The sequence below is a fragment of the Streptomyces radicis genome (genome assembly GCF_003626575.1).
GTDB classification, from domain to species: domain Bacteria; phylum Actinomycetota; class Actinomycetes; order Streptomycetales; family Streptomycetaceae; genus Streptomyces; species Streptomyces radicis.
The window spans coordinates 221,265-242,626 of sequence record NZ_RBDY01000003.1; the positions used below are offsets into that span (position 1 = coordinate 221,265).

Below are 21,362 nucleotides of genomic sequence, written 5' to 3' on the forward strand. Positions count from 1 at the left end.
ATCCCTGGTCGATATTTCGTACAACGATCGGAGGTGCGAACAAACGGTAGAAGCGGGGCCGTTCACCCGTCAACAGGGCGAACGACCCCGCACCCCGCGTCACTCCGCTGTCGCCCTCTGTCGCCTTCTGTCGCCCCCCGTGTCACTGCCCCGCGAGCCCGGTGTGGGCGACGCCGCGCACGATCTGCCGCTGGAAGAAGACGAACACGATCAGCAGCGGCAGCCCGCCGATGATCACGGACGCCATGACCTGGGCGTAGCGGACGCCGTACGTGGACTGGACGTTGACCAGGCCGACGGGCAGCGTCATGGCGTTGGGGTCGGTGGTCACCAGGAACGGCCAGAGGAAGTTGTTCCAGGTCTGGATGAACGTGAAGATCGCCACCGCCGCCAGCACGGGCCTGGACAGCGGCATCACGATCCGCCAGAACACCCGCCAGCGCCCCGCGCCGTCCACATAGGCCGCCTCCTCCAGCTCGCGCGGCAGCCCGTCGAAGAACTTCACCAGGATGAACACCATGGCGGGCGTGGCCACCTGCGGCAGGATCACGCCCCAGTAGGTGTCCACCAGGCCGAACGCCACCATCTCGGCGAACAGCGGCGCGATCAGCACCTGGGGCGGCACCATGATCCCGGCCATCACCAGCCCGTAGAGCAGCTTGCGCCCACGGAACTCGGTCCTGCTGAAGCCATAGGCCGCCATGGCCGTGAGCACGACCGTCAGCAGGGTCGTCATCGAGGCGATGTAGGCGGTGTTGAACATCCAGCGCGTCAGGTCGCCCGAGGCCCACACCTGTTCGTAGGCGTTGAAGGTGATCTCCGAGCCGATCCAGTGCAGGCCGGTGTCCGTCGTCTCGTCCTCGGGCTTGAGCGATGTCGCGAGCGCCCAGGCCAGCGGCAGCACCCACAGCACGGCCAGCACCAGGGCGCACGCCAGCAGGGCCACGCGCCCGCGCGTCCAGCGGGCTCCGCGCCCCCCGGAGTCCTCGTCGCCCCGTGGCCTGATGGCGTTCCGCACGGCGGTCAGTGCGCTCATGAGGCGTTCTCCTCGCGCGAACGGCGGGTGAGCCGCAGATGGATGAGGGAGACGATCACGATCAGCGCGAAGAAGATGTACGAGATCGCCGAGGCGTAGCCGATCCGGTAGCCGGTGAACCCGGTCTGGTAGACGTACTGGAGGATCGGCCGGGTCGAGTCGTCGGGGCCGCCGCCGGTCATGATGTAGACCTGATCGAAGATCTTGAGCGAGGCCAGGAGCTGGAGCACCAGCACGACGCCCGTGGTCCGGCTGAGCAGCGGCAGCGTGATGCTCCGCAGCCGCTGCCAGCCGCCCGCCCCGTCGATCTCCGCGGCCTCGTAGAGGTGGCGCGGGATGGCCTGGAGCGCGGCCAGGTAGAGCAGGAAGTTGAAGCCCACGGTCCACCACACGGTGGTGAGGACGATCGAGAGCATCGCGTACCGGCTGTCGGTGAGCCACCCGATGCCGGGTTCGAGCCCGAACGCGGCGAGCAGCTGGTCGGCGAAGCCGAAGTCCGACGGGTAGATCACCCACAGCCACAGCAGGCACACCACGCCGGACGGCAGCAGGAACGGCGCGAACCAGCTCAGCCGCCACAGCCAGCTGACGAACCGCAGATGGTGCGCCATCAACGCCATGACGAGCGCGATCACCACGAGCGGCGCGGTGGAGAGCATCGTGAACCACACCGTGTTCCCCAGCGACGACCACACGTCGGGGTCGCGCAGCGCCTCCGCGTAGTTGTCGAGGCCGACGAACTCGGACTGCGTGCCCGCGATGTTGTCGTTGCCCAGGCTCATCCGAACGCCCCATATCAGCGGGACGATCAGGAAGAGGGCATAGACGATCAGGAACGGACCGGTGAACGCGAGCCCGTGCTCGCTCCAGTGGCGGCGTATCCCGCGCGGCGGCGCGGGGGGACCCACGGGGGGCGCGGTCGCCTCCCGCGGCTGCCTTGTGGTCGTCGTCATGCGCTCTCTCCGAACGGGTTCGGGGTCTGAAGCAGGTCCTCGAGCCGCGAGCGCGCCTCGTCGACGGCGTCCCGCGGCGTGCGCGTGCCGATGAGCACGCCCGAGAAGACGGCGCCGAGCTCGAGCCACATCGACGACGCCGACCCCGCGAACCACGCGGGCGGGTCGAGCGCCACCTCGTCGATCACCCCGCGGTACTCGGACTGCGGCCGCATCGCCAGATAGTCGGGCTCGTCCAACGTCGGCAGATACGCGGGGACATGGCCCCCCGAGGCCCAGTCGACGGAGTTGCGCAGCATCCAGGCCACGAACGCGTGCGCCGCCTCGTTGGTCGCCCCGCCGCGCCCGTCCTGGTTGGGCAGCACGAACGAGTGGCAGTCGGCCTGCGCCGCGCCGCTGCCGAAGACGTTCGGCACCCGGGCCATCGAGAACGGCAGCCCGGTGTTGGTGAACGTCGAGACCTCCCACTCGCCGTTCAGGAAGAGGCCGGTCTCCCCCGCCGAGAAGACGCCGACCGTGCCCTGGTAGTCCACGCGCGGCACGATCAGGCCCTCGTCGGCCAGCATCCGCAGGTAGGTGAGGACGTCGAGCATCTTGGGCTCGTCGATGGTGATCTCCGAGCCGTCGGCGCTCAGCAGCGTCCCGCCGGCCTGGGCGTAGAACGTCGAGAAGACGCGCCACGGGCCCACGGTGTCCGCGCCGAGCGTCTCGATCACGAGGCCCGGCTGCCCGGTGACCTCACCGGCCGCGCGGATCGCCTCGGTGAACGCCTCCCGCCCCTCGATGGGGCGGATCCGCCCTTCGCCGTCGAGCAGCCCGGCCCGTTCGCAGATGTCGGTGTTGTAGTAGAGGACGATCGGGTGCGTGTCGAGCGGCACCGCGTACTGCCGCCCCTCGACGGCGCCGCGGGTCCACAGGTTCTCGGGGAAGTCGGCGGGAGTGACGCCGTGTTCGGCCAGCAGGTCGAGGTCGAAGGGGTTCAGCAGGCGGCCGGGCGCGAACCCGGTCAGCCGCGCCATGTGCAGCACGGCGACCTCGGGCGCCCGGCCGCCCGCCCCCGCCATGCCCAGCTTGGTGTAGTAGGGGGCGCCCCACTCCAGGGTGGCGTCCTCCAGGTGGATGTCGGGGTGCTCGGCGCGGAAGGCGTCCAGCATGGCGGCCATGTTGACGCCGTCGCCGCCGCCGAAGAGGTGCCAGTAGCGCAGCCGGGTCCGCCCCGCGCCACCCGTGCTCGGCGCGGCACACCCGGCCGCGCCCACGGCGGCCAGCGCCCCGGCCCCGGCGAACGCCCCGAGCAGCGCCCGGCGGCTCGGCCCTGGCGGTGACAGAGATGAAGGATTCATAACGCGGCCCGCCCTCGTATTCGTCATCCCGAACGGGGATCGGAGATACGAACGAGAACGTAGGTGCGCCCGCGCCCCGGGTCAACGGGTTGGACACGGAAAACATCGGACCACCTCGCCGCCGCCCGCCCGGCGACGCGCCCTCCGTTCAGCGGGGATTCAGCTTCCGATTGAGAGAATTCCGCTCGGGAGAATTCCGCTCGGGAGAAGGCGGCCGAGGAGGCGCGGCGTGCGGGTGTTGGTGATCGAGGACGAGGAGAGCCTCGCGGCCGGGCTGCGGGACGGCCTCGAGGCCGAGGGATTCGCCGTCGACGTGGCGTTCGACGGCACCGATGGCCTCTGGATGGCCAGGGAGCACCCCTACGACGCCATCGTCCTCGACATCATGCTGCCCGGGCTCAACGGCTACCAGGTCTGCTCGACCCTCCGCGCCGAGGGCATCTGGGCCCCCGTGCTGCTCCTGACCGCGATGGAGAGCGAGTGGGACGAGGCCGAGGGCCTCGACGTCGGCGCCGACGACTACATGACCAAGCCGTTCTCCTACCTCGTCCTCACCGCGCGCCTCCGCGCGCTGCTGCGGCGGGGCGGCCACCGCCGCCCGGCCGTCCTCGAGGCCGACTCGGTCCGGCTCGACCCGGCGACCAGGCGGGCGTGGCGGGACGGCACCGAGGTGCCGTGCACCGCACGCGAGCTGGCGCTGCTCGAGTTCCTGCTGCGCCACCCGGGGGAGGTGGTGTCGAAGCGGCGGATCCTCGAGCACGTGTGGGACGTCGACTTCCAGGGCGACCCGAACATCATCGAGGTCTACATCCGGCGCCTGCGCGCCAAGTTCGGTCGCGACCGGATCGAAACGGTCAGAGGCGCCGGATACCGGCTGACGACCGATGGCGGCTGACACCTCGCGGCGGCGGCGCCTGGCCGCCGGGGCCCGCACCGTCCGCGTCCGTTCCACCGCCGTGACCGTCCTGGTGGTGGCGCTGGCCCTGACCGTGGGCTCGCTGGTCCTGATCGGCGCGCTCCGGGCGAACCTGACCGACGACGTCCGCGACGACGCCGGGGAACGGGCCAGGGCCGTGGCCGCCGCGGTGGAGGAGGGCCGGACCCCGTCGGCGCTTGCCCTCGGGATGTCCGACGAGGAGCTGGTGCAGATCCTCGACGAGCACGGCCGGGTGGTGGCCTCGGGCGCCGACATCGCGGGCCGCCCTGCCATGGCGCGGCTGCGCCCCGGCGACTCCACCGAGCTCCGCCCCCCGCCGGGGGAGGACGAGGACTTCGTCGCGGTGGCCGCCGGGACCGCCGACGGACGGCACACCGTGCTGGTCGCCCGGCCGCTGGTGGACGTGCTCGAGTCCACCGCGTTCGTGACCAGGACCCTGGCGTTCGGGCTCTCCGCGCTGCTCGTCCTCGTCGCCCTCGCCACCTGGAAGGGCGTGGGCCGGGCCCTGGCGCCGGTCGAGCGGATCCGCGCCGAGGTGGACGCGATCTCCGCCGCCCAGCTGCACCGCCGCGTCCCCGAGCCCGCGGGGAACGACGAGATCACCCGGCTCGCCGCCACCATGAACCGGATGCTCGACCGCCTCGAACGGGCCCAGCGCAGCCAGCGCCGTTTCATCTCCGACGCCTCCCACGAGCTGAGGTCACCGGTCGCCGCCATCCGCCAGCACGCCGAGGTCGCCCTCGCCCACCCGGGGCGCACCGCCGTGCCCGACCTGGCCGCCACGGTGCTGGCCGAGGACGTCAGGATCCAGCGCCTGGTCGATGACCTGCTGCTGCTCGCGCGGGCGGACGAGCACACCCTCGGGCTGCGCCACAGACCCGTCGACCTCGACGACCTGGTCCTCGACGAGGCCCGGCGCCTGCGCGCCACCACCCCCCTGGTGATCGACACCGCGTCCGTCTCCGCGGGGCGCGTCGACGGCGACCCGGCCGGGCTCCAGCGGATCCTCCGCAACCTCTCCGACAACGCCGCCCGCCACGCCGGCTCCCGCGTCGCGTTCACCCTCCGCGAGCGGGCGGCGGACGGGACGGCGGGCCCGACGGTGCTGCTCCGGGTGGACGACGACGGGCCCGGCATCCCCGAGGAGGAGCGCGAGCGGGTGCGCGAGCGCTTCGTCCGCCTCGACGACGCCCGCGCCCGCGACCAGGGCGGCAGCGGCCTCGGCCTGGCCATCGTCTCCGAGCTGGTCGCCGCGCACGACGGCGCCCTGACCATCGCCGAGAGCGACCTCGGCGGCGCCAGGATCGAGATCACGTTCCCCCGCGGCCCCGACTCCTGAAGCGCCCGCGCGCCTCGTTCAGCGGCGGTTCAGGTTGCCCCTCGCACCATGGGGCCGACGGGGTCCACCGGGGCTCCGACCCGAGGAGAGGAACAGCTCATGACCAGGCGCAGGACCAAGTGGATCGTCGGAGCGGTGGCCGCGGCCGCCCTGGCCGGAGGCGGCGGCGTGGCCGCGGCCGCGAGCGGGAACAGCCCGTCGGCCGACGGCGACACGCCGATCACCGGCCAGGACCTCCAGCGGGCCACCGAGGCCGCGCTCGCCCACACCGGCGGCGGCGAGGTCACCGGCACCGAGGTCGACGACGAGGAGGGCGCCTTCGAGGTCGAGGTCACCCTCGCCGACGGGGACGTCACCGATGTCCACCTCGACCAGGACTTCACCGTCCTGAGCACCGAGACCGAGAACGGCGAGCAGGACGACGCCACGGAGAACGAGTCCGAGGACGGCGAGTCCGAGGACGGCGAGTCCGAGGACGGCGAGTCCGAGGACGGCGAGTCCGAGGACGGCGAGTCCGAGGACGGCGACGTCGAGCAGGACGACGACGGCGCCGCGGCGGGCAGCTGATCCCCTCGCCCGACCGGCGACCGCGCGCACGGCCCGACCCACGGGCCGTGCGCGCGGCGCGTTCCGCGGGTCAGCCCGCGAAGGGGGGCTGGGGGACGCCCAGGCCCGCGTTGGGGAGGGTCAGCACCGAGCCCGCCAGGGGCTCGCGGGCCTGGTCCGTGCCGATCGCGGCCGTCGTGATGTACAGGTCGCGCAGGTCGGCGCCGCCGAACGCGCACGCCGTCGGGCGCGACACCGGCACCGCGACCTCGCGGTCGAGCGCCCCTTCCGGCGTGAAGCGGCGCACCGCGCCGCCACCCCAGAACGCCACCCACAGGCACCCGTCCGCGTCCACGGTCATCCCGTCGGGAGCGCCCGAGAGCCCCTCGGTGTCCACGAGCGTCCTGCGCCCGCGCACCCCACCGCCGTCCGTGACGTCGAAGACGTCGACGCGCCGGGTCGGGGTGTCGATGTAGTACATGAGCGAGCCGTCAGGGCTCCAGCCGAGGCCGTTGCTCACCGTGGCGTCGGACACCACGAGCGACGCCGAGCCGTCGGCGAGCACGCGCGTCAGCGTCCCGCCGCCCGGCGCCTCGTCGTACCGCATCGTGCCCGCCCACAGCGAGCCGTCGGGCGCGACGGCGGCGTCGTTGCCCCGCCGCCCGGGCACCGCGTCCCGCGCCAGCCAGCGGAACGCGCCCGCGTCGTCGTAGAGCCCGACGCCGTCCCGCAGATTCACCACGAGACCGCCGTCGGCCCGCGGCTTGGCCGCCCCGACGTGCTGCTCCGTGGTCAGCACGGTGCGGCGCCCGCTGCCCGGGTCGTAGTGGTGGATCCGGGAGGTGAGGATGTCCACCCAGATCAGCCGCCCGGTCGCCGGGTCCCATGTGGGCCCCTCCCCCAGCTCGGCCCGCCCGCGCACCGCCGTCTCCAGCGTCCTCGCCACGTTCTCCGCCCCTTACGTCGAGTCAGCCGCGGCCGTGGTGGCCGAGGCGTTCGGACAGCTCGTTCGCTCCCTTGACGGCGAGCTCGACGAGCTCACGCTGCCGGTCCGCGCTCCAGCGGATCATCGGCACCGAGACGCTCAACGCCGCCACCACCCGCCCCGCCCGGTCCCTCACCGGGGCGGCCACGCAGCTCACATCGGGGTTCGACTCCCGCTGCTCGGACGCCACCCCCCGCTCCCTGACCTCGGCGAGCACCTCGCGCAACGCACTCGGCGAGGTGATGGAGTTGGGCGTCATGCGCCGCAACTCGCCCCCGGGGAGCCGCTCTTCCAGCTCCTCCTCCGACAGCGAGGCCAGCAGCATCTTGCCGACCGCCGTGCAGTGCGCGGGCAGCCGCCGCCCGGCAGCCGACACCATCCGCACCGCGTGCGTGCTGTCCACCTTGGCGATGTAGATCACGTCGTCGTCCTCGAGGACGGCCACGTGCACCGTCTCCCCACAGGTCTCCGCCACCGACCTGGCCACCTGCTGCCCCTCGGCCGCCAGGTCGAGCTGCTCGGCGTAGCGGCTGCCGAGCTGATACGTGCGCACCCCCAGCCGGAAGCGCCCCGGCTGTTCCGGGACCGGCACCAGATACGAGCGGGCCGCCAGCGTGGTGACCAGCTCGTGGACCGTGGTCCTCGGCAGCTGGAGCCGGCGGGTGATCTCGGGGGCCGACAGTGTTCCGTCGCCCTCGAGGAATAGCTCCAATATGTCCAACGCCCGGCTCACCGCCGGTACGCGACGCCCCATGCCCGTTGCCTCCGCCGCTCAAGTGTTCGGCATCCCGGTCGAGCGCCGGGATGCCGAACATACGCTAACGACCGCCCGTCACCGCGGGCAATGGCGGAGACAACGCCCGTGAGGCACGCCTCACGAAGCCTGCCGGTCGCTCCCCTCCGCGCCGCCGTGACCACCGACCGAGCGTAGCCTCTCGGCCACCGACCCCGGCAGCCGGTCACCCGCCCGATCAGCGACGACACCCGCCGCCCGCGCGGCGGCCTGCCGCCCCGACTGGGCAGCGGAGTCCACGGTGTTCCGCACGGCCGGATTGGCCAGCAGCCGCTCCGTCCTCTCCTTCAACTGCTCGTAGCGCTCCCGCCCGGCGCGGGCACCGAGGACGTACCCCACCGCCACTCCGGCCATGAACGTCAGCTTGCGCATGGGACGTTTCCCTTCTCCCGACTCGACAACCGGGTAGCCCGGATACCGATTTCGATGCACCGCCTCACATGCGCTAATCTATGGGCCGCGGCAAGGACACGCCCCTCCGACCGGGGAGGGCCCCGAGCGGCACGGTCCCCTGTAGCTCAATTGGCAGAGCAGCCGGCTGTTAACCGGCAGGTTACTGGTTCGAGTCCAGTCGGGGGAGCATCTTCCCGTTATCACCCGAAGGGCCCCGTCCGGGGCCCTTTCCCCGTTCCGAGGCATCACTCCCCCACGGCCGGGAACCGATCACCCCATGCCCGCAGTCCCACCCTGCGTACGAGCCGCCCCGACCCGGGCGGCAGATCGTATGAGCAGCTATGCTGCGGCAGACGGCGCGCACAGATGTGCGCGGCACGCCGTCACGGGGCGGTAGCTCAGCCGGTTAGAGCAACGGACTCATAATCCGTCGGTCCTGGGTTCGAGTCCCAGCCGCCCCACCCCCGGCCCCCGGGGGCTCAGCCGGAGAGGGTGTAGGTGCGGCCCTCGCGGCCCCACTCACCGGGCTCGGGGGCCTGCCCCGCGTCCATCGCGCGGATGCAGGGCCGACCGATGTGGGCGTACACCAGGCGCCGGACCCGGTGTCTTGCCGCCTCCGCCCCGACCTCGCGCACGCTGGCGTGGCCGCCGACGCCGCCGCGGAACGTGATCGGCCGCGTCCATGAGGACCCGTCGGCGAAGAGGAGATCGGCACCCGCGGCCCAGGCCGGGAACCGGCGGAACTCCGGCGCCCAGACGGCCAGCAGGCCGTCCAGCTCGATGCGGTACCCGAAGGTGGGGTGCGAGGTGTGCACGACCGGGCACGCGCGCAGCCGGAGCGCGCCCAGGGTGAGGTCGGCGGCGCGCGGGACGAGGCCGCGCTCGGCGGCCATCCGCCGCAGCGGCGCGCGAAGTTCGGCCTGTTCGTCGGTGACCAGCCAGGCGTCCACCCGCCGGGGCGGATCCGCGCCGGGACCGCCGTCCAGGACCACCGCGTGGCCCGCGTGCCGCACCAGCAGCCCCGCGGGCGCGAACCGCGGCGAGTTCATGGCGCCGACCCCGAGCAGGGTCAGCCGCAGGTGCTGGGGCAGCGCTCGGCCCTCCGTGATCGGCTGATCCGGCTGTGGGTGCACCGTAAGGGCCGCCACGGAGCGCCACCGTGGACCTCGCCCGGGTCGGCGTGCCGCCTCGGCTCGGCGCACGGGGCAAAAAGGCGTGAGTTCGCCGCGTCACCAGGATAGATGAGCTGTCAACAATTTCGTTACGCTCCCTCCATGAACGCAACGCCTCGCTGGCTCACCTCGGAGCAGAAGGCCGCCTGGGACAGCTTCATCCGCATGCACGAGAAGCTCATGGGACGACTCACCCGCCAGGTCAGGGCCGACTCCCACATGTCCGCCGCCGACTACATCGTGTTGGCCAAGCTCACCGAAGCCGGCGGCGGACGGATCCGCTTCCTGGACCTGGCCAAGCTGGTGGAGTGGGAGAAGAGCCGCATGTCCCACCAGGTCGGGCGGATGGCGAAGCGCGGCCTGGTGGCCAGGGAGGAATGTCCCGAGGACGGACGCGGAGCGTTCATCGTCGCCACCCCGGCCGGCTACCAGGCGATCGAGGAGGCCGCGCCCGTGCACGTCGAACACGTCCGCCGACTGTTCATCGACGCCCTCACCCAGGAAGAACTCGACACGCTCGCCCGGATCTCGGACCGCGTCATCGCGCACATGGAGAAGCAGCCCGACTGACCGATCGGATGGATGGCTCGGGCCAGTGCCTAGGGGGTCCGCACGCCGAGGAAGGAGCGCAGGGCCGCGTTGACCTCATCCGCGTGCGTCCAGAGCAACCCGTGGGGTGCGCCCTCGATCTCCACATACTCCGCCTTGGGCACGTCCTGTCGAAAGCGGCGGGCGGTGGCGTCGATGGGGAGGATGTTGTCGGCCGTGCCGTGCAATATCAGGGTCGGCTTGCCACTGTCGCGGACCGCTTCGACGTCGGCGCGGAAGTCTTCGATCCAGGCGGGAACGACCGCGTAGGCCGCCACGGGGGCACTCGACACCGCTACGTTCCAGCTCGCGGTGACGGCCTCCTGGCTGATCCGGCCGCCAAGGTTCTCCTCGAGGTTGTAGAAGTTCGAGAAGAACTGCGTGTACCAGGCGTACCGATCGCCTTTCGCCGCTGCCTCGATTCCGTCGAAGACCTCCTGCGGCACACCCTCGGGATTGTCGTCCCGGGCGACGAGGAAGGGCTCGAGCGAGGCCAGGAACGCGAGCTTGGCGACCCTTTCATGCCCGAATCGTGAGACAAGGCGGGCGATCTCGCCCGTGCCCATCGAGAAGCCCACAAGGACGACGTCGCGAAGGTCGAGCGTTTCGAGCACGGTGTTCAGGTCCGCGGCGAAGGTGTCGTAGTCATACCCGGAGTTCACCTTCGACGACTTTCCGAAGCCCCGACGGTCGTAGGTGATGACGCGGTATCCGGCGGCCAGGAGATCGCGCGTCTGGCGCTCCCAGCTGTGACCGTTCAGTGGGTATCCGTGGATGAGGACGACGGGCTGACCGGCGCCCTGATCCTCGTAATAGAGCTCGACCGGCGTGCTGTTCTCGTTCCCTACGGTGATGTATCCCATGTGCTTGTCCCTTTCGAGTCGTTGTGGGCTTCGAGTCGTTGCGGACTTCGAGTCGTTGTGGGCTTCGAGGCCCGGGGGATCGGATCCCCTGTGTTCCTTGCCTGCTCCTGGACCGGTGTCAGACCATCGGGTTGCCGCTGACGGTCGCCTCTGGGGAGGTGAGGTCCTGGATGACGTCCCAGTGCTCGACGATGCGGCCGTTGTCCAGCCGGAAGATGTCGACGATGACGACGGGGTTGGGCGCCCAGCCGTGCACGACGCTGTGGGTGAAGACGAGGTCGCCCTGCGCGGCGATCCGCTGCGGCTCCCACGAGAAGCCCTCCAGGTCGGGCACCGTGGCACGGAGCGTGTCCAGACCGTTGGGCATCCGGGGACTGTGCTGCACATAGGGCTCGGCCCAGTACCGGTCGAGCGCGGTGAGGTCCTTCTCGGTGAAGAGCTCTCGCATGGCGGTGAGCACGATCGCGGTGTTGCGCTCAGCCTGGTCGGCCGCGGTAGGTCCGGTCATGGGTCATGCCTCTTCCATGGTTGCGACAAGGTGGTGGAGGGTGCCGTCGACCGTCACGTTGGAACACAGCGTCCCGTTGGCGAAATCCTCGACGTGGGTGACGGTGGCGCCGCCCAGGTCGAACCTGAAGCTCCTCCCTACCGGCCGCTCGCTCATGACGCCCCCTCATCGTGTGTTCTGACCCCCGAGCATTTAGTTGAACGCGCAAGGCCGCGCCCGCGCCCTCACCCGGGGAGCAGTACGAGCTTGCCGCTCAGGTGCCCCGACCGGCTGACCTCAAGGGCGGCCGCCACCTCGCCCAGGGGATACGCCCGCTGGATCGGCACCCGCAGCCGTCCCGCCTCGATGAGGGCGAGGATCTCCCCGAGCGCTCGGCGCCCGCCCGCTCCCGGCTCGGTCCTGTGGATCCGGATACCGCTCCCGGCCGCGTCGAAGGCCACGAGGGAGAGGACGCGTGCCGGGCCACCGGCGAGCTCGATCGAGTCCGGGATCTCACCGCGCCCCGAGGCGTCGAGGACCGCGTCAACTCCCCGAGGGGAGACGGCCCGTACGCGCTCGACCAGCCCCTTGCCATAGGTGACCGGCTCCGCGCCGAGGGAGCGGAGCCGCTCGTGGTTGCCCTCGCTCGCGGTGCCGATGACGCGCGCGCCCCGGGCGACGGCCAACTGCACGGCGAACGTGCCCACACCACCGGCGGCGGCATGGACCAGGAGCGTCTCCCCCTCGGCGACCTCGAGCTTGTTCAGCGCCTCCCAGGCGGTGATGCCCGCGCCGGCCAGGGCTCCGGCCACCTCCCACGGGACGGAGGGCGGCCTGGCGACCAGCACGGCCGGGTCGGCGAGCGCGGATCTGGCGTAGGACGGGGTGATCGAGGCGCCCAGCACCTCGTCGCCCACGCTGAAGGTGGTCACGCCCTCCCCCACCTGGTCGACCACACCGGCCACGTCGGACCCGAGGCCGCCCGGGAGGTCGAGGGGCATCACCTGGCTCAGGTGGCCATGCAGGATCTTCCAGTCGATCGGGTTGACGCCCGCGGCCCGCACCGCGAGCCGCACCTGGCCAGGGCCGGCGGTGGGCGGCGGAACATCGACGACACGCAGCACATCGGTGGCGCCGTACTCGGAGAACTGCACTGCAAGGGACATCTGCTCGAATCCTGGCCCTTCCGGGGCAATGACGCGTGGGGGGTGGGTCAGCCCGGCGGTGTCCGGCCGCAGGGCCCCGCGTGGTCGCAGTACGGCTGAAGACGGCTCTGCCCGCAGCCACACAGCACGGCCCTGCTCTCGGCGCGCGGGCCCTCCGGCGTGTCCACGCTCAACTCGCCGCGCACGACGAGCTGTCCGGTGGCGTCGCGCGTGATCCGCGTGGGCCGGTCCGGGGTCTCCGACCCGCCGTCCGCGAGTTCGTAGCGCAGCGCACCCGAGGGACAGCGCCGCACCACTTCGGCCAGGCGCCCGGCCTCGGCACCGTCGGGCCGGATCCACGGGCGCGCGGCCGTGTCGAAGACCTCCGGCAGGCCGTTGACGCATTCGGCGGCGTGCAGGCAGCGCCTGGCCTCGAAGGTCACGGTGATCGACCGGCCCTCGTACGCCTTCTTCCCGGTTCCTTCGCTCATACGTGCCTCCTTCGCCGCCGTCCCCTGCTGTTCAGTCGCTGACCTTGCTGCGGGACTGGTACAGCAGGTCCTGGTACTCGGGGTGCCTGGCGATCCACCCCGCGAAGAACGGGCAGGTGGCCAGCACCCGCAGGTTCGCGGCGCGCGCCTCGTCGAGGGCGGTGCGGGCCAGCGCCGACCCGACTCCCCTGCCCTCGTACTCCGGCGCGACCTCGGTGTGCACGAACGCGATCAGCTCCGTCGTGCGGATGTACGCCGCGACGCCCGCGGCCTTGGACTCCCCGTCGACCCGGGCCTCGTACCGCTTGCCTCCGGGAACGTCGCTCACTTCCACGGCCATGTGTCCTCCATGTGTCCTCCGCGTGGGCCTCGTTCCCCACACTAGCCCCACCTGGTTGATGCATCAACTTTTCAGGCCGCGGGCGGGCCGACGTCCACATGCCGCGGCCTCAGCCTCAGCCGCCGTCAGCGCCCGGGCGGCCGAAGACGGGTTGCCGGGATGTCCGGCAACCCGTCCCCAAGGCCGCGGTCGGCCTCCTTCACTCTTCGGTGAGACCCTCCGCGTAGTTCCTGAATTGGCCGTGGACCTGGAGGACACGCGGCCGCGACCACTCGCCCCTGACCCCGAACCTGACATCGCCCATGACGGTCCGGAAGGTCGCCTCCCGTGCGTACGCCGAGAGGCTCGCGTCGTCGAGACCGCCCGTCGCCTCGACGGCCTGGGCGACCACTTCTGCGGGCCGATCACGCACGAGCGCCACGGTTTCCGGCCGGGGCTTCTGCTCCGCGGCGAGAGCGAAGTACCCTTCCGTGAGCGCGGCGTTCGGGTCGGGCCCGGTGGGGATCATGGCGAAGTAGCTCGGACAATGGAGCGCGTTGTTGACGCCGAGGCCCATGAGCCCGACGAAGAAGCGCTCCCGCTCCACCATCAACGGCGTGGCGGGCAGCAGGGCGTTGGTGCCGTATCCGCCGATGACGAGATCCACCTCGTCCTCGTCGATCAGCCGCTGGTAGATCCCGGGAACCTCGTAGATCCGGAAACGACGTCGGCGTTCCCCTGGTCGTCGTGGCGGACGAACTCGACAGGGCGGCCGAGCGGTCCGCCTCGGCCGTTGACGTCCTCGCGCCAGATCTCATGGGCGAGACGGGCCGACCGGCTGTTGTCCGCGAGGGAACCGGTCAGCGACAGGCAGTACCCGATACGGAGGGGAGCCGGTGCGGCAGTCATGTCAGGCGCCGTCTCCGGTCCGCCCCGTGGCGAGGAGCTGCGTCTCCCAGGCGAACGCCACGCCGGTGGCACCGGCGTGCTGAAGCAAGACCTCGGTGAGGCCCGGAAGGGTCTTCTCGCGGGCATAGTCGCGCTGCCACTCGCTCATCACGGCCAGCCAGGTGATCGGAGCCACGCCCGCCCGGATCATGCGCCGCACGGCCATGTCGTGGGCCTCCTTCGAGGCACCGCCCGAGGCGTCGGTGACGACGTAGACCTCGAAGCCCTCGCCCGCCGCCTGGATGGCGGGCATCGCCACACAGACCTCCGTCCAGAGGCCGGCGATGATCAGCTTCTTGCGCCCGGTCGCCTTGACGGCATCCACGACGCGCTGGTCCTCCCAGGTGTTGATGATGGTCCTGTTGATCGGCTGCTGCTCGGGGAACACGTCCTGCACATCCTGGAGGAGAAGGCCGCCGCGCTCCTCAAGAACGGTCGTCAGAATCGTCGGGACGTCGAAAACCTTGGCGGCCTTGGCGAGCCCGACGACGTTGTTGACGATCAGCGTCGGCTCGTGGCTGTGCAGGTTGGCGAACTGGAACGGCTGGTGGTCGATCAGCACGAGGACGCTCTCCTCGGGCGTCAGCAGCGCGTCGAGTCCGGCCCTGGTCTCAGTGCTCACGGGATTCCCTTTCTGGCGCTTCGCGTCCAGGGGCCTCGGGCAGTGCACCGGCATCCCGATGCCTGCGGCGCGGTCGCTCATGGCCGACCGGCGGGCGGACCCCACCATGTGGTTGACGCGTCATCTACGCTAGGTGCCGCTAGTTGAGGTGTCAACTAGCGCCCTGGGCCGGGGGTTTGCCGCCGCTCGACGACCACGGACGGAACGGCGCGGGCGGGGGCGCGGGTCACCTCGGTGACCGCTGGGAGCTCCGGCGCACGGGATGCCTGCTCATGATCGAGACCCTGTTGAAGGCGTTGATGGTGATCGCCACCCAGATCGCCGCGGAGATCTCGTCGTCGGTGAGCACCCGGCGGGCGGCGGCGTAGGCGGCCTCCTGGAGGGCGTCGTCCGCGGGATGGGTGGTGGCCTCCGCCAGGGCGAGGGCGGCGCGCTCGCGCGGCGTGAACAGGTCCGTGTGCCGCCAGGCGGCCAGCACGCCGAGGCGCTGGGTGGTCTCGCCGACGCGCAGCGCGGCCCTGGTGTGCAGGTCGAGGCAGTAGGGGCAGCCGTTGATCTGCGAGACGCGGAGGTCTATCAGCTCCACGAGCGCGCGTTCAAGGCCCGCGTCGGCGGCGGCGGCGCCGACCGCCTCGGAGGTCCGGAGCAGCGCGCGATAGGGCTCGGGGCTCTGCTTGTCGACGAAGATCCGCCGAGCCTCGGGTTCAGGGGTCGGGTCGCTCACTCCGGGCTCCTTCTTCGGGCCGCCGACGGCCGCGCTCGTTCCACCGTGTCGTGGCGCGGTGGATCAGGGTGTACCTTCGACCCACGATGGTAGTTGACACATAAACTAGACGTCGATCGAGTGGAAGGCGGTCAGCGGTGAGCAACGTCGAGGCGGAGCCGGCCGTGCTGAGCTGCGGAGCACCGGCCGACGGCGAGCGGGGAACGGCGCCGCGGGTGGAGGTCCTGGCCCCGCGTGAGGTGCCGCTCGGCGGCCCGCGGGCGATGACGGTGCGGCGCACGCTGCCGCAGCGGGCCCGGACGCTGATCGGGGCCTGGTGCTTCGCCGATCACTTCGGCCCTGACGATGTCGCCGCCACGAGCGGGATGGATGTCCCCCCGCACCCGCACACCGGCCTGCAAACGGTGAGCTGGCTGTTCAGCGGGGAGGTCGAGCACCGGGACAGCCTGGGCAGCCATGCCCTCATCAGGCCCGGAGAGCTGAACCTCATGACGGGCGGGCACGGCATCGCCCACTCCGAGGTCTCCACCCCGCGGACCACGGTGCTGCACGGTGTCCAGCTGTGGGTGGCACTGCCCGAGGCGCACCGCGACGCCGCCAGGGACTTCCAGCACCACATCCCCGACCCCCTGAGCCTCGAGGGGGCCGAGGCCAGGGTCTTCCTCGGCTCCCTCGCCGGGGTCACATCCCCGGTGCGGACCTTCACCCCCCTGCTCGGCGCCGAGATCGTCCTGCGGCCACACGCCACGGTCACCCTCGCCGTGGATCCCGGCTTCGAGCACGGTCTCCTCGTCGACCACGGCCAGGTCCGCATGGCCGACTCGCTGGTGCGCCGGGCGGAGCTGGGCCATCTCGACACCGGGAACGACTCCCTCACGCTGACCAACGCCTCCGACGAGGCGGCCCGGACGCTCCTGCTCGGCGGACCGCCTTTCGATGAGGAGATCGTCATGTGGTGGAACTTCATCGGCCGCAGCCATGACGACATCCTCAGGGCCCGCGCCGCCTGGCAGGACGGCACCGACCGCTTCGGCACCGTCGAGGGCTACCACGGCGACCGGCTGCCCGCCCCCGCCCTGCCCAACGCCACCATCAGGCCGCGAGCGAACCCGCCCCGGAAGGGCACGCGATGACCGCGATGACCGCGATGACACGGCCGACATGACCCGCCACACGGGACATCACACAGGAACAGAACAGAACAGCACAGAACGAGAACATCGAAGGAGCGGCACGCGATGGATGTTTCGCGGATCGAGTTCGGTATCGACAGCTTCGGGGACCGGCCACGCAACGACCGGGGTGAGATCGTCTCGCACGCGGAGGCGATCCGCGCCGCGGTGACCGAGGCGGTCCTCGCCGATCAGGTCGGCATCGACGTGGTCGCGTTGGGCGAGCACCACCGGCCTGAGTACGCGATCTCCAGCCCGGAGACGGTGCTGGCGGGCATCGCCACCGCCACGCGGCGCATCCGGCTCGCCTCGGGGGTGACGGTGCTGTCCTCGGACGACCCGGTGCGGGTGTTCCAACGGTTCGCGACCCTCGACGCGCTCTCCGAAGGCCGCGCCGAGGTGATCCTCGGACGGGGTTCGTTCACCGAGTCGTTCCCCCTGTTCGGGTACGACCTCAAGGACTACGAGGTGCTGTTCGAGGAGAAGATCGACCTGTTCCACCGGCTCCTCGACGAGAAGCCGGTCACCTGGGAGGGCACCACCCGCGCCGCCCTGCACGACGCGGACGTGTACCCGAAGACCGAATCGGGACGCCTCAACACCTGGGTCGGGGTGGGCGGGACACCGCAGTCCATCCTCCGCACCGCCCACTACGGCTTCCGGCTCATGCTCGCCATCATCGGCGGCGCCCCCGATCGCTTCGCCCCCTACGTGGATCTGTACCGACGGGCGAGCGAGGAGTTCGGCACCGACGCGCGGCCGGTCGGTATGCACTCGCCCGGCTTCGTCGCCACCACCGACGAAGAGGCCAGGGAGCTGTTCTACCCCGGGTACCGGGAGATCCGCGACCGGATCGGGGCGCTGCGCGGCTGGCCGCCGATCCGCCGGGAGGAATTCGACGCCGAGGTGGCGCGCGGGTCGCTGTACGTCGGCTCGGTCGAGACGGTCGCCGCCAAGATCGCTCATGCCATCCGGACGCTGGACGCGGGCCGGTTCGACATGATCTACTCCGCGGCCGGCACCGTCTCCGCCACCGCCCGGCTGCGTTCGGTCGAGCTGTACGGCACCCAGGTCATCCCCCGGGTCCGCGAGCTCCTGGCCGAACAGCCCGCCGCGGCGGGCGCGGCACGATGACCGCGCCCGTCTCCACCGTCGGGATCCTGGGGGCCGGGAAGGTCGGCACCGTCCTGGCGCGCCTGGCGGTCGCAGCCGGGTACCGGGTCCTCGTCTCCGGATCCGGTGACCCCGCGAAGATCGCGCTGACCACCGAGATCCTCACCCCCGGCGCGACCGCCGTGTGGTCGGCCGAGGCCGCGGAGGCCGCCGACGTGGTGATCCTCGCCCTGCCGCTCGGCAGACACCGCGACCTCCCGGTCCCGCAGCTGGCGGGGAAGCTGGCCGTGGACGCGATGAACCACTGGTGGGAGGTCGATGGTCCCCGCGACACGATCCTGCCGCCCGGCGCCTCGTCGAGCGAAGTCGTGCAGCGGTTCCTGACGGGCGCGCGCGTCGTGAAAGCCCTCAACCACATGGGCTACCACGACCTCGAGGACGGGGCCCGCCCGGTCGGCAGCCCCGGCCGCAAGGCGATCGCGCTCGCCGGTGACTCGCCCGAGGATCTCACCGTCGTGTCGGAGCTGGTCGACACGCTCGGATTCGACCCCCTCGCCATCGGTGACCTCGCGGCGGGCGTCCGGCTCGAGCCCGGCACCCCCGCCTTCGGCGCCAACGTCGACGCCGACCGGCTTCGCGCTCTCACCAGCGCCCCCGCCCCGGCCACACTCCAGGAGCGCCCATGAACCGAAGGTCAGCACCTCGGCCGGACACCCGACCGCCTCCGGTCCCCCACCGTTTCCCGCACGACGACTCAGCGACGGGAAGGGTCGTGGCCCGCGCCGCGACGCCGTCCCACGAAAGGAGAGCCGGATGACCGAGGGACTCTTCGACACCACCGGCGCGCCCGTGACGGTCGGGATCGATGTCACAGGGCCGATCAGCGCCTACACCGTGAAGCTCGCCGATGGATCACCCGTCGGCAGGGCCGACTTCGTCGACGCTCCCGGAGCGGACGGCGTCCGGATCTTCTTCCACACCGAGGTGGACCAGGAGTTCGGTGGCCGGGGTCTGGCCGGGCTGCTGGTGCGTGAGGCGCTCGCGGACAGCGTGCGCAAGAACCTCACCGTCGTGCCCGTGTGCCCGCTGTTCGCCCGTCACCTGAAGAGGCACGGTGACGAATTCGTCGCGAGTGGCGGCGTGTTCCGCCGGGCGACACCCGCCGACATCGCCCTGGCCACGCGCGCCGCGCGGAACGGGGCATGAGATCCCGGAGGAGGACACATGCGGTCGGTCATTCGCGACTACCTGGCCGAGGCACTCGGAGATGTGGAGTCGGACACCTCGGGGGAGCCCGCGGGGTACATCCCCGAGCTCGCGGCAGCGGACCCCGAGCGCCTCGGCGCGGTCTTCGCCACCGTTGACGGCCAGGTCTACGGTGCGGGCGACATCGACACCGAGTTCACGATCCAGTCGATCTCCAAGCCGTTCGCCTACGCGCTGGCACTGGCCGATCGCGGCTTCGACCCCGTGCTCGCCAGAATCGGTGTCGAGCCATCGGGAGAGGCGTTCAACCAGATCTCCCTCGAAAGCGATACCGGGCGCCCCCTCAACCCCATGATCAACGCCGGTGCGATCACCGCCCACTCGCTGGCCGGGTCGGGGGAACTGAAGCCCGCGGAGCGCGTGGAACGCGTGGTCCACGGCCTTTCGGCGTTCGCCGGTCGTCCGCTGCGGATCGATGAGGCGGTGTGCGCGTCGGAGTTGGAGCACGCGCACCGCAACCTCGCCATCGCCCACATGCTCCGCAGCCACGACATCCTCACCGAGGACCCGAGGGCCGCCGTCGACGGCTACACCCGCCAGTGCTCCGTGCTGGTCACCGCGCGGGATCTGGCCATGATGGCCGCGACGTTGGCGAACCACGGGGTCAATCCCCTCTCGGGTGAGCGAGTGATACGCGAGCCGGTGGTGCGTCAGGTGCTGAGCGTCATGTTGACGTGCGGCATGTATGACGCGGCCGGTGACTGGGCGACCCAGGTCGGCATCCCGGCGAAGAGCGGCGTGGCCGGGGGCCTGATCGGCGCGCTCCCCGGCCAGATCGGCATCGCCACGTTCTCGCCACGCCTCGACCCCCACGGGAACAGCGTTCGCGGGGTGTCGCTGTTCGAGCGATTCTCCTCCGACATGGGCCTGCATGTGATGGAGGTCCCGGCCGCCGCGCGCGCGGTCGTGCGCTCCAACCACGTCATCGGCAGCGGACCGCACGCGATCCGGGTCCTCCAGCTGCAAGGGGGGATCCGCTTCGCCGGAGCCGAGAGAATCGTTCGGGAGACCATGGACACCGCGCCGCGGGAAGCCAGGGTGGCGCTGGACCTCACCATGGTCTATTCGATCGACGACGTGGCACGGCGGATGCTGCTCGAGGTCACGCGTCGGCTCACGCTGGACGGCCACGAGGTCTACCTCGTCGACCCGGAAACGATCGTCCCCCGTCCCGATCCCGGCGATGGTGGCCGCGTCACCGTGGTCAACGACATCGAACACGTCGTGACGAACAAGCCGTGATTCCGCCGTGGCCCGGGGCCGGGCGGCGGTTCACGGTCCCCGCGGCGCCTCGCGCCCGGCGTCCGCGCCCTCACCCTCACCGTCGTCAGGAGCCGGGCCGAGCCTGCGGCGGGCCGCTTCCAGACGCTCGGCGTAGTCCGCGGCGAAGATCCCCACCAGCGACCTGTCGAGCGTCCCGGCGATGCGGTGCAGGGGCGCCCAGACCGCCGGATCGCCGACGAGACGACCGAGGTCGGTCATCTGCACCCGCTCCAGCCAGTCCGACAGGACCAACGCCTCGTCCGGGGTGAGTCTGATGACGATCTCAGGATTCTCCACCCCTCGAACATAGTCCACCGCATCACGGTAATTCGGTGAGATGTTCCAGCGGTAAGAAACGCAATGGCTCGGGATCGACGGGAAAATCTCCCCCCGTGAACCGCCCCGGCGGTCTTCACACGTGGCTCTCGCCGACTGCTTCACGGTCAACGATGTCCCCCACCATCACGAGACCATCAGCGAGCGAGGAAAGCTGTGCCCAGGAGCTGCACAGTCCAACTCACGTTTCCCTCCAGCCATGAACCCGACCCCCGTCCGTCGCGTTATTACTGCGACTACGCCCCCTCCCCTGCCCGAGCTGATCGCCGGGCTCGTCGTGCGCCACGGCGGCCCATGGGCCCCCGCCCCGATCAGGCGGGCGTTCGAGGGGCTCGGCCCGTTGGACCGGCCCGAGGACCAGCCCACCCATGGCGCGCGGCTCGACGCCTGGGCCGCCTTCGTCGAGGGGCTGCTCGCGGCGTCCGGGCCTGCGGACGCCGCTCGCCCCCTGAACACCCCGCGCCCGGCGCGGGTGGGGTCGACGGGGAGGCCCCGCCCGGGCCGCGTGGCCAGGTCGTTCCCCGTCCC

At 71.3% G+C, this 21,362-nt stretch carries 27 protein-coding genes and 2 tRNA genes; 11 read left to right on the forward strand and 18 right to left on the reverse strand.

Annotated elements, in window-relative coordinates; all coding sequences use genetic code 11:
* Positions 1 to 142 precede the first annotated feature (142 nt).
* The 3 genes from D7318_RS06590 to D7318_RS06600 are packed head-to-tail and all read right to left on the reverse strand — an operon-like array spanning position 143 to position 3,332.
* Positions 143 to 1,036: a carbohydrate ABC transporter permease gene (locus D7318_RS06590; RefSeq protein WP_120695915.1), complete on the reverse strand. Its 894-nt coding sequence runs from the start codon at positions 1,034 to 1,036 to the stop codon at positions 143 to 145.
* Entirely contained in the window at positions 1,033 to 1,989 is a 957-nt protein-coding gene (locus D7318_RS06595; RefSeq protein WP_120695916.1) for a carbohydrate ABC transporter permease, read from the reverse strand. Before D7318_RS06595 ends, D7318_RS06590 begins: the two co-directional genes overlap by 4 nt.
* Positions 1,986 to 3,332 carry an extracellular solute-binding protein gene (locus tag D7318_RS06600; RefSeq protein WP_120695917.1) on the reverse strand — a complete coding sequence of 449 codons (1,347 nt, stop codon included), beginning with the start codon at positions 3,330 to 3,332 and terminating at the stop codon, positions 1,986 to 1,988. Before D7318_RS06600 ends, D7318_RS06595 begins: the two co-directional genes overlap by 4 nt.
* Positions 3,333 to 3,561: 229 nt before the next feature.
* On the opposite strand from D7318_RS06600, the gene D7318_RS06605 reads away from it, so the two are divergent.
* The 3 genes from D7318_RS06605 (at position 3,562) to D7318_RS06615 (ending at position 6,175) form a co-directional block, all read left to right on the forward strand.
* A complete protein-coding gene (locus D7318_RS06605) occupies positions 3,562 to 4,227 on the forward strand; it encodes a response regulator transcription factor (RefSeq protein WP_120695918.1) in 666 nt (221 codons plus the stop codon).
* On the forward strand, positions 4,217 to 5,608 hold the full coding sequence (locus tag D7318_RS06610) for a sensor histidine kinase (protein WP_183091274.1): 1,392 nt from the start codon (positions 4,217 to 4,219) through the stop codon (positions 5,606 to 5,608). Before D7318_RS06605 ends, D7318_RS06610 begins: the two co-directional genes overlap by 11 nt.
* 99 nt (positions 5,609 to 5,707) lie before the next feature.
* Positions 5,708 to 6,175 carry a PepSY domain-containing protein gene (locus D7318_RS06615; RefSeq protein WP_220729523.1) on the forward strand — a complete coding sequence of 156 codons (468 nt, stop codon included), beginning with the start codon at positions 5,708 to 5,710 and terminating at the stop codon, positions 6,173 to 6,175.
* Positions 6,176 to 6,245: 70 nt separating this feature from the next.
* On the opposite strand, the gene D7318_RS06620 is transcribed toward D7318_RS06615, so the two are convergent.
* The 3 genes from D7318_RS06620 to D7318_RS06630 form a co-directional block, all read right to left on the reverse strand.
* On the reverse strand, positions 6,246 to 7,100 hold the full coding sequence (locus D7318_RS06620) for an SMP-30/gluconolactonase/LRE family protein (RefSeq protein ID WP_120695919.1): 855 nt from the start codon (positions 7,098 to 7,100) through the stop codon (positions 6,246 to 6,248).
* A 22-nt stretch (positions 7,101 to 7,122) separates the two neighbouring features.
* The gene (locus D7318_RS06625) at positions 7,123 to 7,893 is read right to left on the reverse strand and encodes an IclR family transcriptional regulator (protein WP_120695920.1); all 771 of its coding nucleotides are present in this window, start codon (positions 7,891 to 7,893) and stop codon (positions 7,123 to 7,125) included.
* A gap of 120 nt (positions 7,894 to 8,013) precedes the next feature.
* Positions 8,014 to 8,304, reverse strand: coding sequence for a hypothetical protein (locus D7318_RS06630; protein WP_120695921.1), 291 nt, complete (start codon positions 8,302 to 8,304; stop codon positions 8,014 to 8,016).
* Between the two features lie 135 nt (positions 8,305 to 8,439).
* Between D7318_RS06630 and D7318_RS06635 the strand changes: the two genes are divergently transcribed.
* Together D7318_RS06635 and D7318_RS06640 are read left to right on the forward strand one after the other, a co-directional pair.
* Positions 8,440 to 8,512 (forward strand) — tRNA-Asn (locus tag D7318_RS06635).
* Between the two features lie 200 nt (positions 8,513 to 8,712).
* Positions 8,713 to 8,786, forward strand: a tRNA-Ile gene (locus D7318_RS06640).
* Positions 8,787 to 8,804: 18 nt separating this feature from the next.
* Here D7318_RS06640 and D7318_RS06645 read toward each other — a convergent pair.
* Positions 8,805 to 9,473, reverse strand: coding sequence for an MBL fold metallo-hydrolase (locus D7318_RS06645; protein ID WP_230423448.1), 669 nt, complete (start codon positions 9,471 to 9,473; stop codon positions 8,805 to 8,807).
* A 126-nt stretch (positions 9,474 to 9,599) separates the two neighbouring features.
* Here D7318_RS06645 and D7318_RS06650 point away from each other — a divergent pair, with 126 nt between their 5' ends.
* Positions 9,600 to 10,067: a MarR family winged helix-turn-helix transcriptional regulator gene (locus D7318_RS06650; RefSeq protein ID WP_120695922.1), complete on the forward strand. Its 468-nt coding sequence runs from the start codon at positions 9,600 to 9,602 to the stop codon at positions 10,065 to 10,067.
* A 29-nt stretch (positions 10,068 to 10,096) separates the two neighbouring features.
* On the opposite strand, the gene D7318_RS06655 is transcribed toward D7318_RS06650, so the two are convergent.
* From D7318_RS06655 to D7318_RS06690, 10 genes are all read right to left on the reverse strand, one after another.
* Positions 10,097 to 10,948 carry an alpha/beta fold hydrolase gene (locus D7318_RS06655; protein WP_120695923.1) on the reverse strand — a complete coding sequence of 284 codons (852 nt, stop codon included), beginning with the start codon at positions 10,946 to 10,948 and terminating at the stop codon, positions 10,097 to 10,099.
* A 118-nt stretch (positions 10,949 to 11,066) separates the two neighbouring features.
* The gene (locus D7318_RS06660) at positions 11,067 to 11,456 is read right to left on the reverse strand and encodes a nuclear transport factor 2 family protein (protein WP_120695924.1); all 390 of its coding nucleotides are present in this window, start codon (positions 11,454 to 11,456) and stop codon (positions 11,067 to 11,069) included.
* Between the two features lie 3 nt (positions 11,457 to 11,459).
* Positions 11,460 to 11,612: a MoaF-related domain-containing protein gene (locus tag D7318_RS32690; protein WP_183091273.1), complete on the reverse strand. Its 153-nt coding sequence runs from the start codon at positions 11,610 to 11,612 to the stop codon at positions 11,460 to 11,462.
* Between the two features lie 68 nt (positions 11,613 to 11,680).
* On the reverse strand, positions 11,681 to 12,601 hold the full coding sequence (locus D7318_RS06665) for an NADP-dependent oxidoreductase (RefSeq protein WP_120695925.1): 921 nt from the start codon (positions 12,599 to 12,601) through the stop codon (positions 11,681 to 11,683).
* 47 nt (positions 12,602 to 12,648) lie between these two features.
* On the reverse strand, positions 12,649 to 13,071 hold the full coding sequence (locus tag D7318_RS06670; RefSeq protein ID WP_120695926.1) for a (4Fe-4S)-binding protein: 423 nt from the start codon (positions 13,069 to 13,071) through the stop codon (positions 12,649 to 12,651).
* 31 nt (positions 13,072 to 13,102) lie between these two features.
* Complete coding sequence (locus D7318_RS06675) at positions 13,103 to 13,411, reverse strand: GNAT family N-acetyltransferase (RefSeq protein WP_120695927.1); 309 nt, start codon at positions 13,409 to 13,411, stop codon at positions 13,103 to 13,105.
* A gap of 199 nt (positions 13,412 to 13,610) precedes the next feature.
* Positions 13,611 to 14,057: a type 1 periplasmic-binding domain-containing protein gene (locus D7318_RS33325; RefSeq protein ID WP_220729525.1), complete on the reverse strand. Its 447-nt coding sequence runs from the start codon at positions 14,055 to 14,057 to the stop codon at positions 13,611 to 13,613.
* Positions 14,058 to 14,071: 14 nt separating this feature from the next.
* Positions 14,072 to 14,299: an ABC transporter substrate-binding protein gene (locus D7318_RS34885; protein ID WP_220729527.1), complete on the reverse strand. Its 228-nt coding sequence runs from the start codon at positions 14,297 to 14,299 to the stop codon at positions 14,072 to 14,074.
* 1 nt (position 14,300) lies between these two features.
* Positions 14,301 to 14,960, reverse strand: coding sequence for a hydrolase (locus tag D7318_RS06685; protein WP_120696098.1), 660 nt, complete (start codon positions 14,958 to 14,960; stop codon positions 14,301 to 14,303).
* Between the two features lie 226 nt (positions 14,961 to 15,186).
* Positions 15,187 to 15,684: a carboxymuconolactone decarboxylase family protein gene (locus tag D7318_RS06690; protein ID WP_120695928.1), complete on the reverse strand. Its 498-nt coding sequence runs from the start codon at positions 15,682 to 15,684 to the stop codon at positions 15,187 to 15,189.
* 137 nt (positions 15,685 to 15,821) lie between these two features.
* Here D7318_RS06690 and D7318_RS06695 point away from each other — a divergent pair, with 137 nt between their 5' ends.
* From D7318_RS06695 to D7318_RS06715, 5 genes are all read left to right on the forward strand, one after another.
* Positions 15,822 to 16,817: a pirin family protein gene (locus D7318_RS06695; RefSeq protein ID WP_120695929.1), complete on the forward strand. Its 996-nt coding sequence runs from the start codon at positions 15,822 to 15,824 to the stop codon at positions 16,815 to 16,817.
* A 105-nt stretch (positions 16,818 to 16,922) separates the two neighbouring features.
* Positions 16,923 to 17,990 (forward strand): LLM class flavin-dependent oxidoreductase, encoded by a 1,068-nt coding sequence (locus D7318_RS06700; RefSeq protein WP_120695930.1) that lies wholly within the window; start codon positions 16,923 to 16,925, stop codon positions 17,988 to 17,990.
* Positions 17,987 to 18,655 carry an NADPH-dependent F420 reductase gene (locus D7318_RS06705; protein ID WP_120695931.1) on the forward strand — a complete coding sequence of 223 codons (669 nt, stop codon included), beginning with the start codon at positions 17,987 to 17,989 and terminating at the stop codon, positions 18,653 to 18,655. Before D7318_RS06700 ends, D7318_RS06705 begins: the two co-directional genes overlap by 4 nt.
* 127 nt (positions 18,656 to 18,782) lie before the next feature.
* A complete protein-coding gene (locus D7318_RS06710) occupies positions 18,783 to 19,175 on the forward strand; it encodes a GNAT family N-acetyltransferase (protein ID WP_120695932.1) in 393 nt (130 codons plus the stop codon).
* Between the two features lie 18 nt (positions 19,176 to 19,193).
* Positions 19,194 to 20,477, forward strand: a complete 1,284-nt coding sequence (locus D7318_RS06715; protein ID WP_120695933.1) for a glutaminase — start codon at positions 19,194 to 19,196, stop codon at positions 20,475 to 20,477.
* A gap of 30 nt (positions 20,478 to 20,507) precedes the next feature.
* Here D7318_RS06715 and D7318_RS06720 read toward each other — a convergent pair whose 3' ends face one another.
* Positions 20,508 to 20,813 (reverse strand): hypothetical protein, encoded by a 306-nt coding sequence (locus D7318_RS06720; RefSeq protein WP_408055452.1) that lies wholly within the window; start codon positions 20,811 to 20,813, stop codon positions 20,508 to 20,510.
* Positions 20,814 to 21,362: the final 549 nt, after the last annotated feature.

Bases quoted from the DNA above. Each gene is read 5' to 3' on its own strand.
- D7318_RS06590 (WP_120695915.1), bottom strand. From the start codon at position 1,036: ATGAGCGCACTGACCGCCGTGCGGAACGCCATCAGGCCACGGGGCGAC.
- D7318_RS06595 (WP_120695916.1), bottom strand. From the start codon at position 1,989: ATGACGACGACCACAAGGCAGCCGCGGGAGGCGACCGCGCCCCCCGTG.
- D7318_RS06600 (WP_120695917.1), bottom strand. From the start codon at position 3,332: ATGAATCCTTCATCTCTGTCACCGCCAGGGCCGAGCCGCCGGGCGCTG.
- D7318_RS06610 (WP_183091274.1), top strand. From the start codon at position 4,217: ATGGCGGCTGACACCTCGCGGCGGCGGCGCCTGGCCGCCGGGGCCCGC.
- D7318_RS06615 (WP_220729523.1), top strand. From the start codon at position 5,708: ATGACCAGGCGCAGGACCAAGTGGATCGTCGGAGCGGTGGCCGCGGCC.
- D7318_RS06625 (WP_120695920.1), bottom strand. From the start codon at position 7,893: ATGGGGCGTCGCGTACCGGCGGTGAGCCGGGCGTTGGACATATTGGAG.
- D7318_RS06630 (WP_120695921.1), bottom strand. From the start codon at position 8,304: ATGCGCAAGCTGACGTTCATGGCCGGAGTGGCGGTGGGGTACGTCCTC.
- D7318_RS06650 (WP_120695922.1), top strand. From the start codon at position 9,600: ATGAACGCAACGCCTCGCTGGCTCACCTCGGAGCAGAAGGCCGCCTGG.
- D7318_RS06655 (WP_120695923.1), bottom strand. From the start codon at position 10,948: ATGGGATACATCACCGTAGGGAACGAGAACAGCACGCCGGTCGAGCTC.
- D7318_RS06660 (WP_120695924.1), bottom strand. From the start codon at position 11,456: ATGACCGGACCTACCGCGGCCGACCAGGCTGAGCGCAACACCGCGATC.
- D7318_RS32690 (WP_183091273.1), bottom strand. From the start codon at position 11,612: ATGAGCGAGCGGCCGGTAGGGAGGAGCTTCAGGTTCGACCTGGGCGGC.
- D7318_RS06665 (WP_120695925.1), bottom strand. From the start codon at position 12,601: ATGTCCCTTGCAGTGCAGTTCTCCGAGTACGGCGCCACCGATGTGCTG.
- D7318_RS06670 (WP_120695926.1), bottom strand. From the start codon at position 13,071: ATGAGCGAAGGAACCGGGAAGAAGGCGTACGAGGGCCGGTCGATCACC.
- D7318_RS06675 (WP_120695927.1), bottom strand. From the start codon at position 13,411: ATGGCCGTGGAAGTGAGCGACGTTCCCGGAGGCAAGCGGTACGAGGCC.
- D7318_RS34885 (WP_220729527.1), bottom strand. From the start codon at position 14,299: ATGACTGCCGCACCGGCTCCCCTCCGTATCGGGTACTGCCTGTCGCTG.
- D7318_RS06700 (WP_120695930.1), top strand. From the start codon at position 16,923: ATGGATGTTTCGCGGATCGAGTTCGGTATCGACAGCTTCGGGGACCGG.
- D7318_RS06705 (WP_120695931.1), top strand. From the start codon at position 17,987: ATGACCGCGCCCGTCTCCACCGTCGGGATCCTGGGGGCCGGGAAGGTC.
- D7318_RS06710 (WP_120695932.1), top strand. From the start codon at position 18,783: ATGACCGAGGGACTCTTCGACACCACCGGCGCGCCCGTGACGGTCGGG.
- D7318_RS06715 (WP_120695933.1), top strand. From the start codon at position 19,194: ATGCGGTCGGTCATTCGCGACTACCTGGCCGAGGCACTCGGAGATGTG.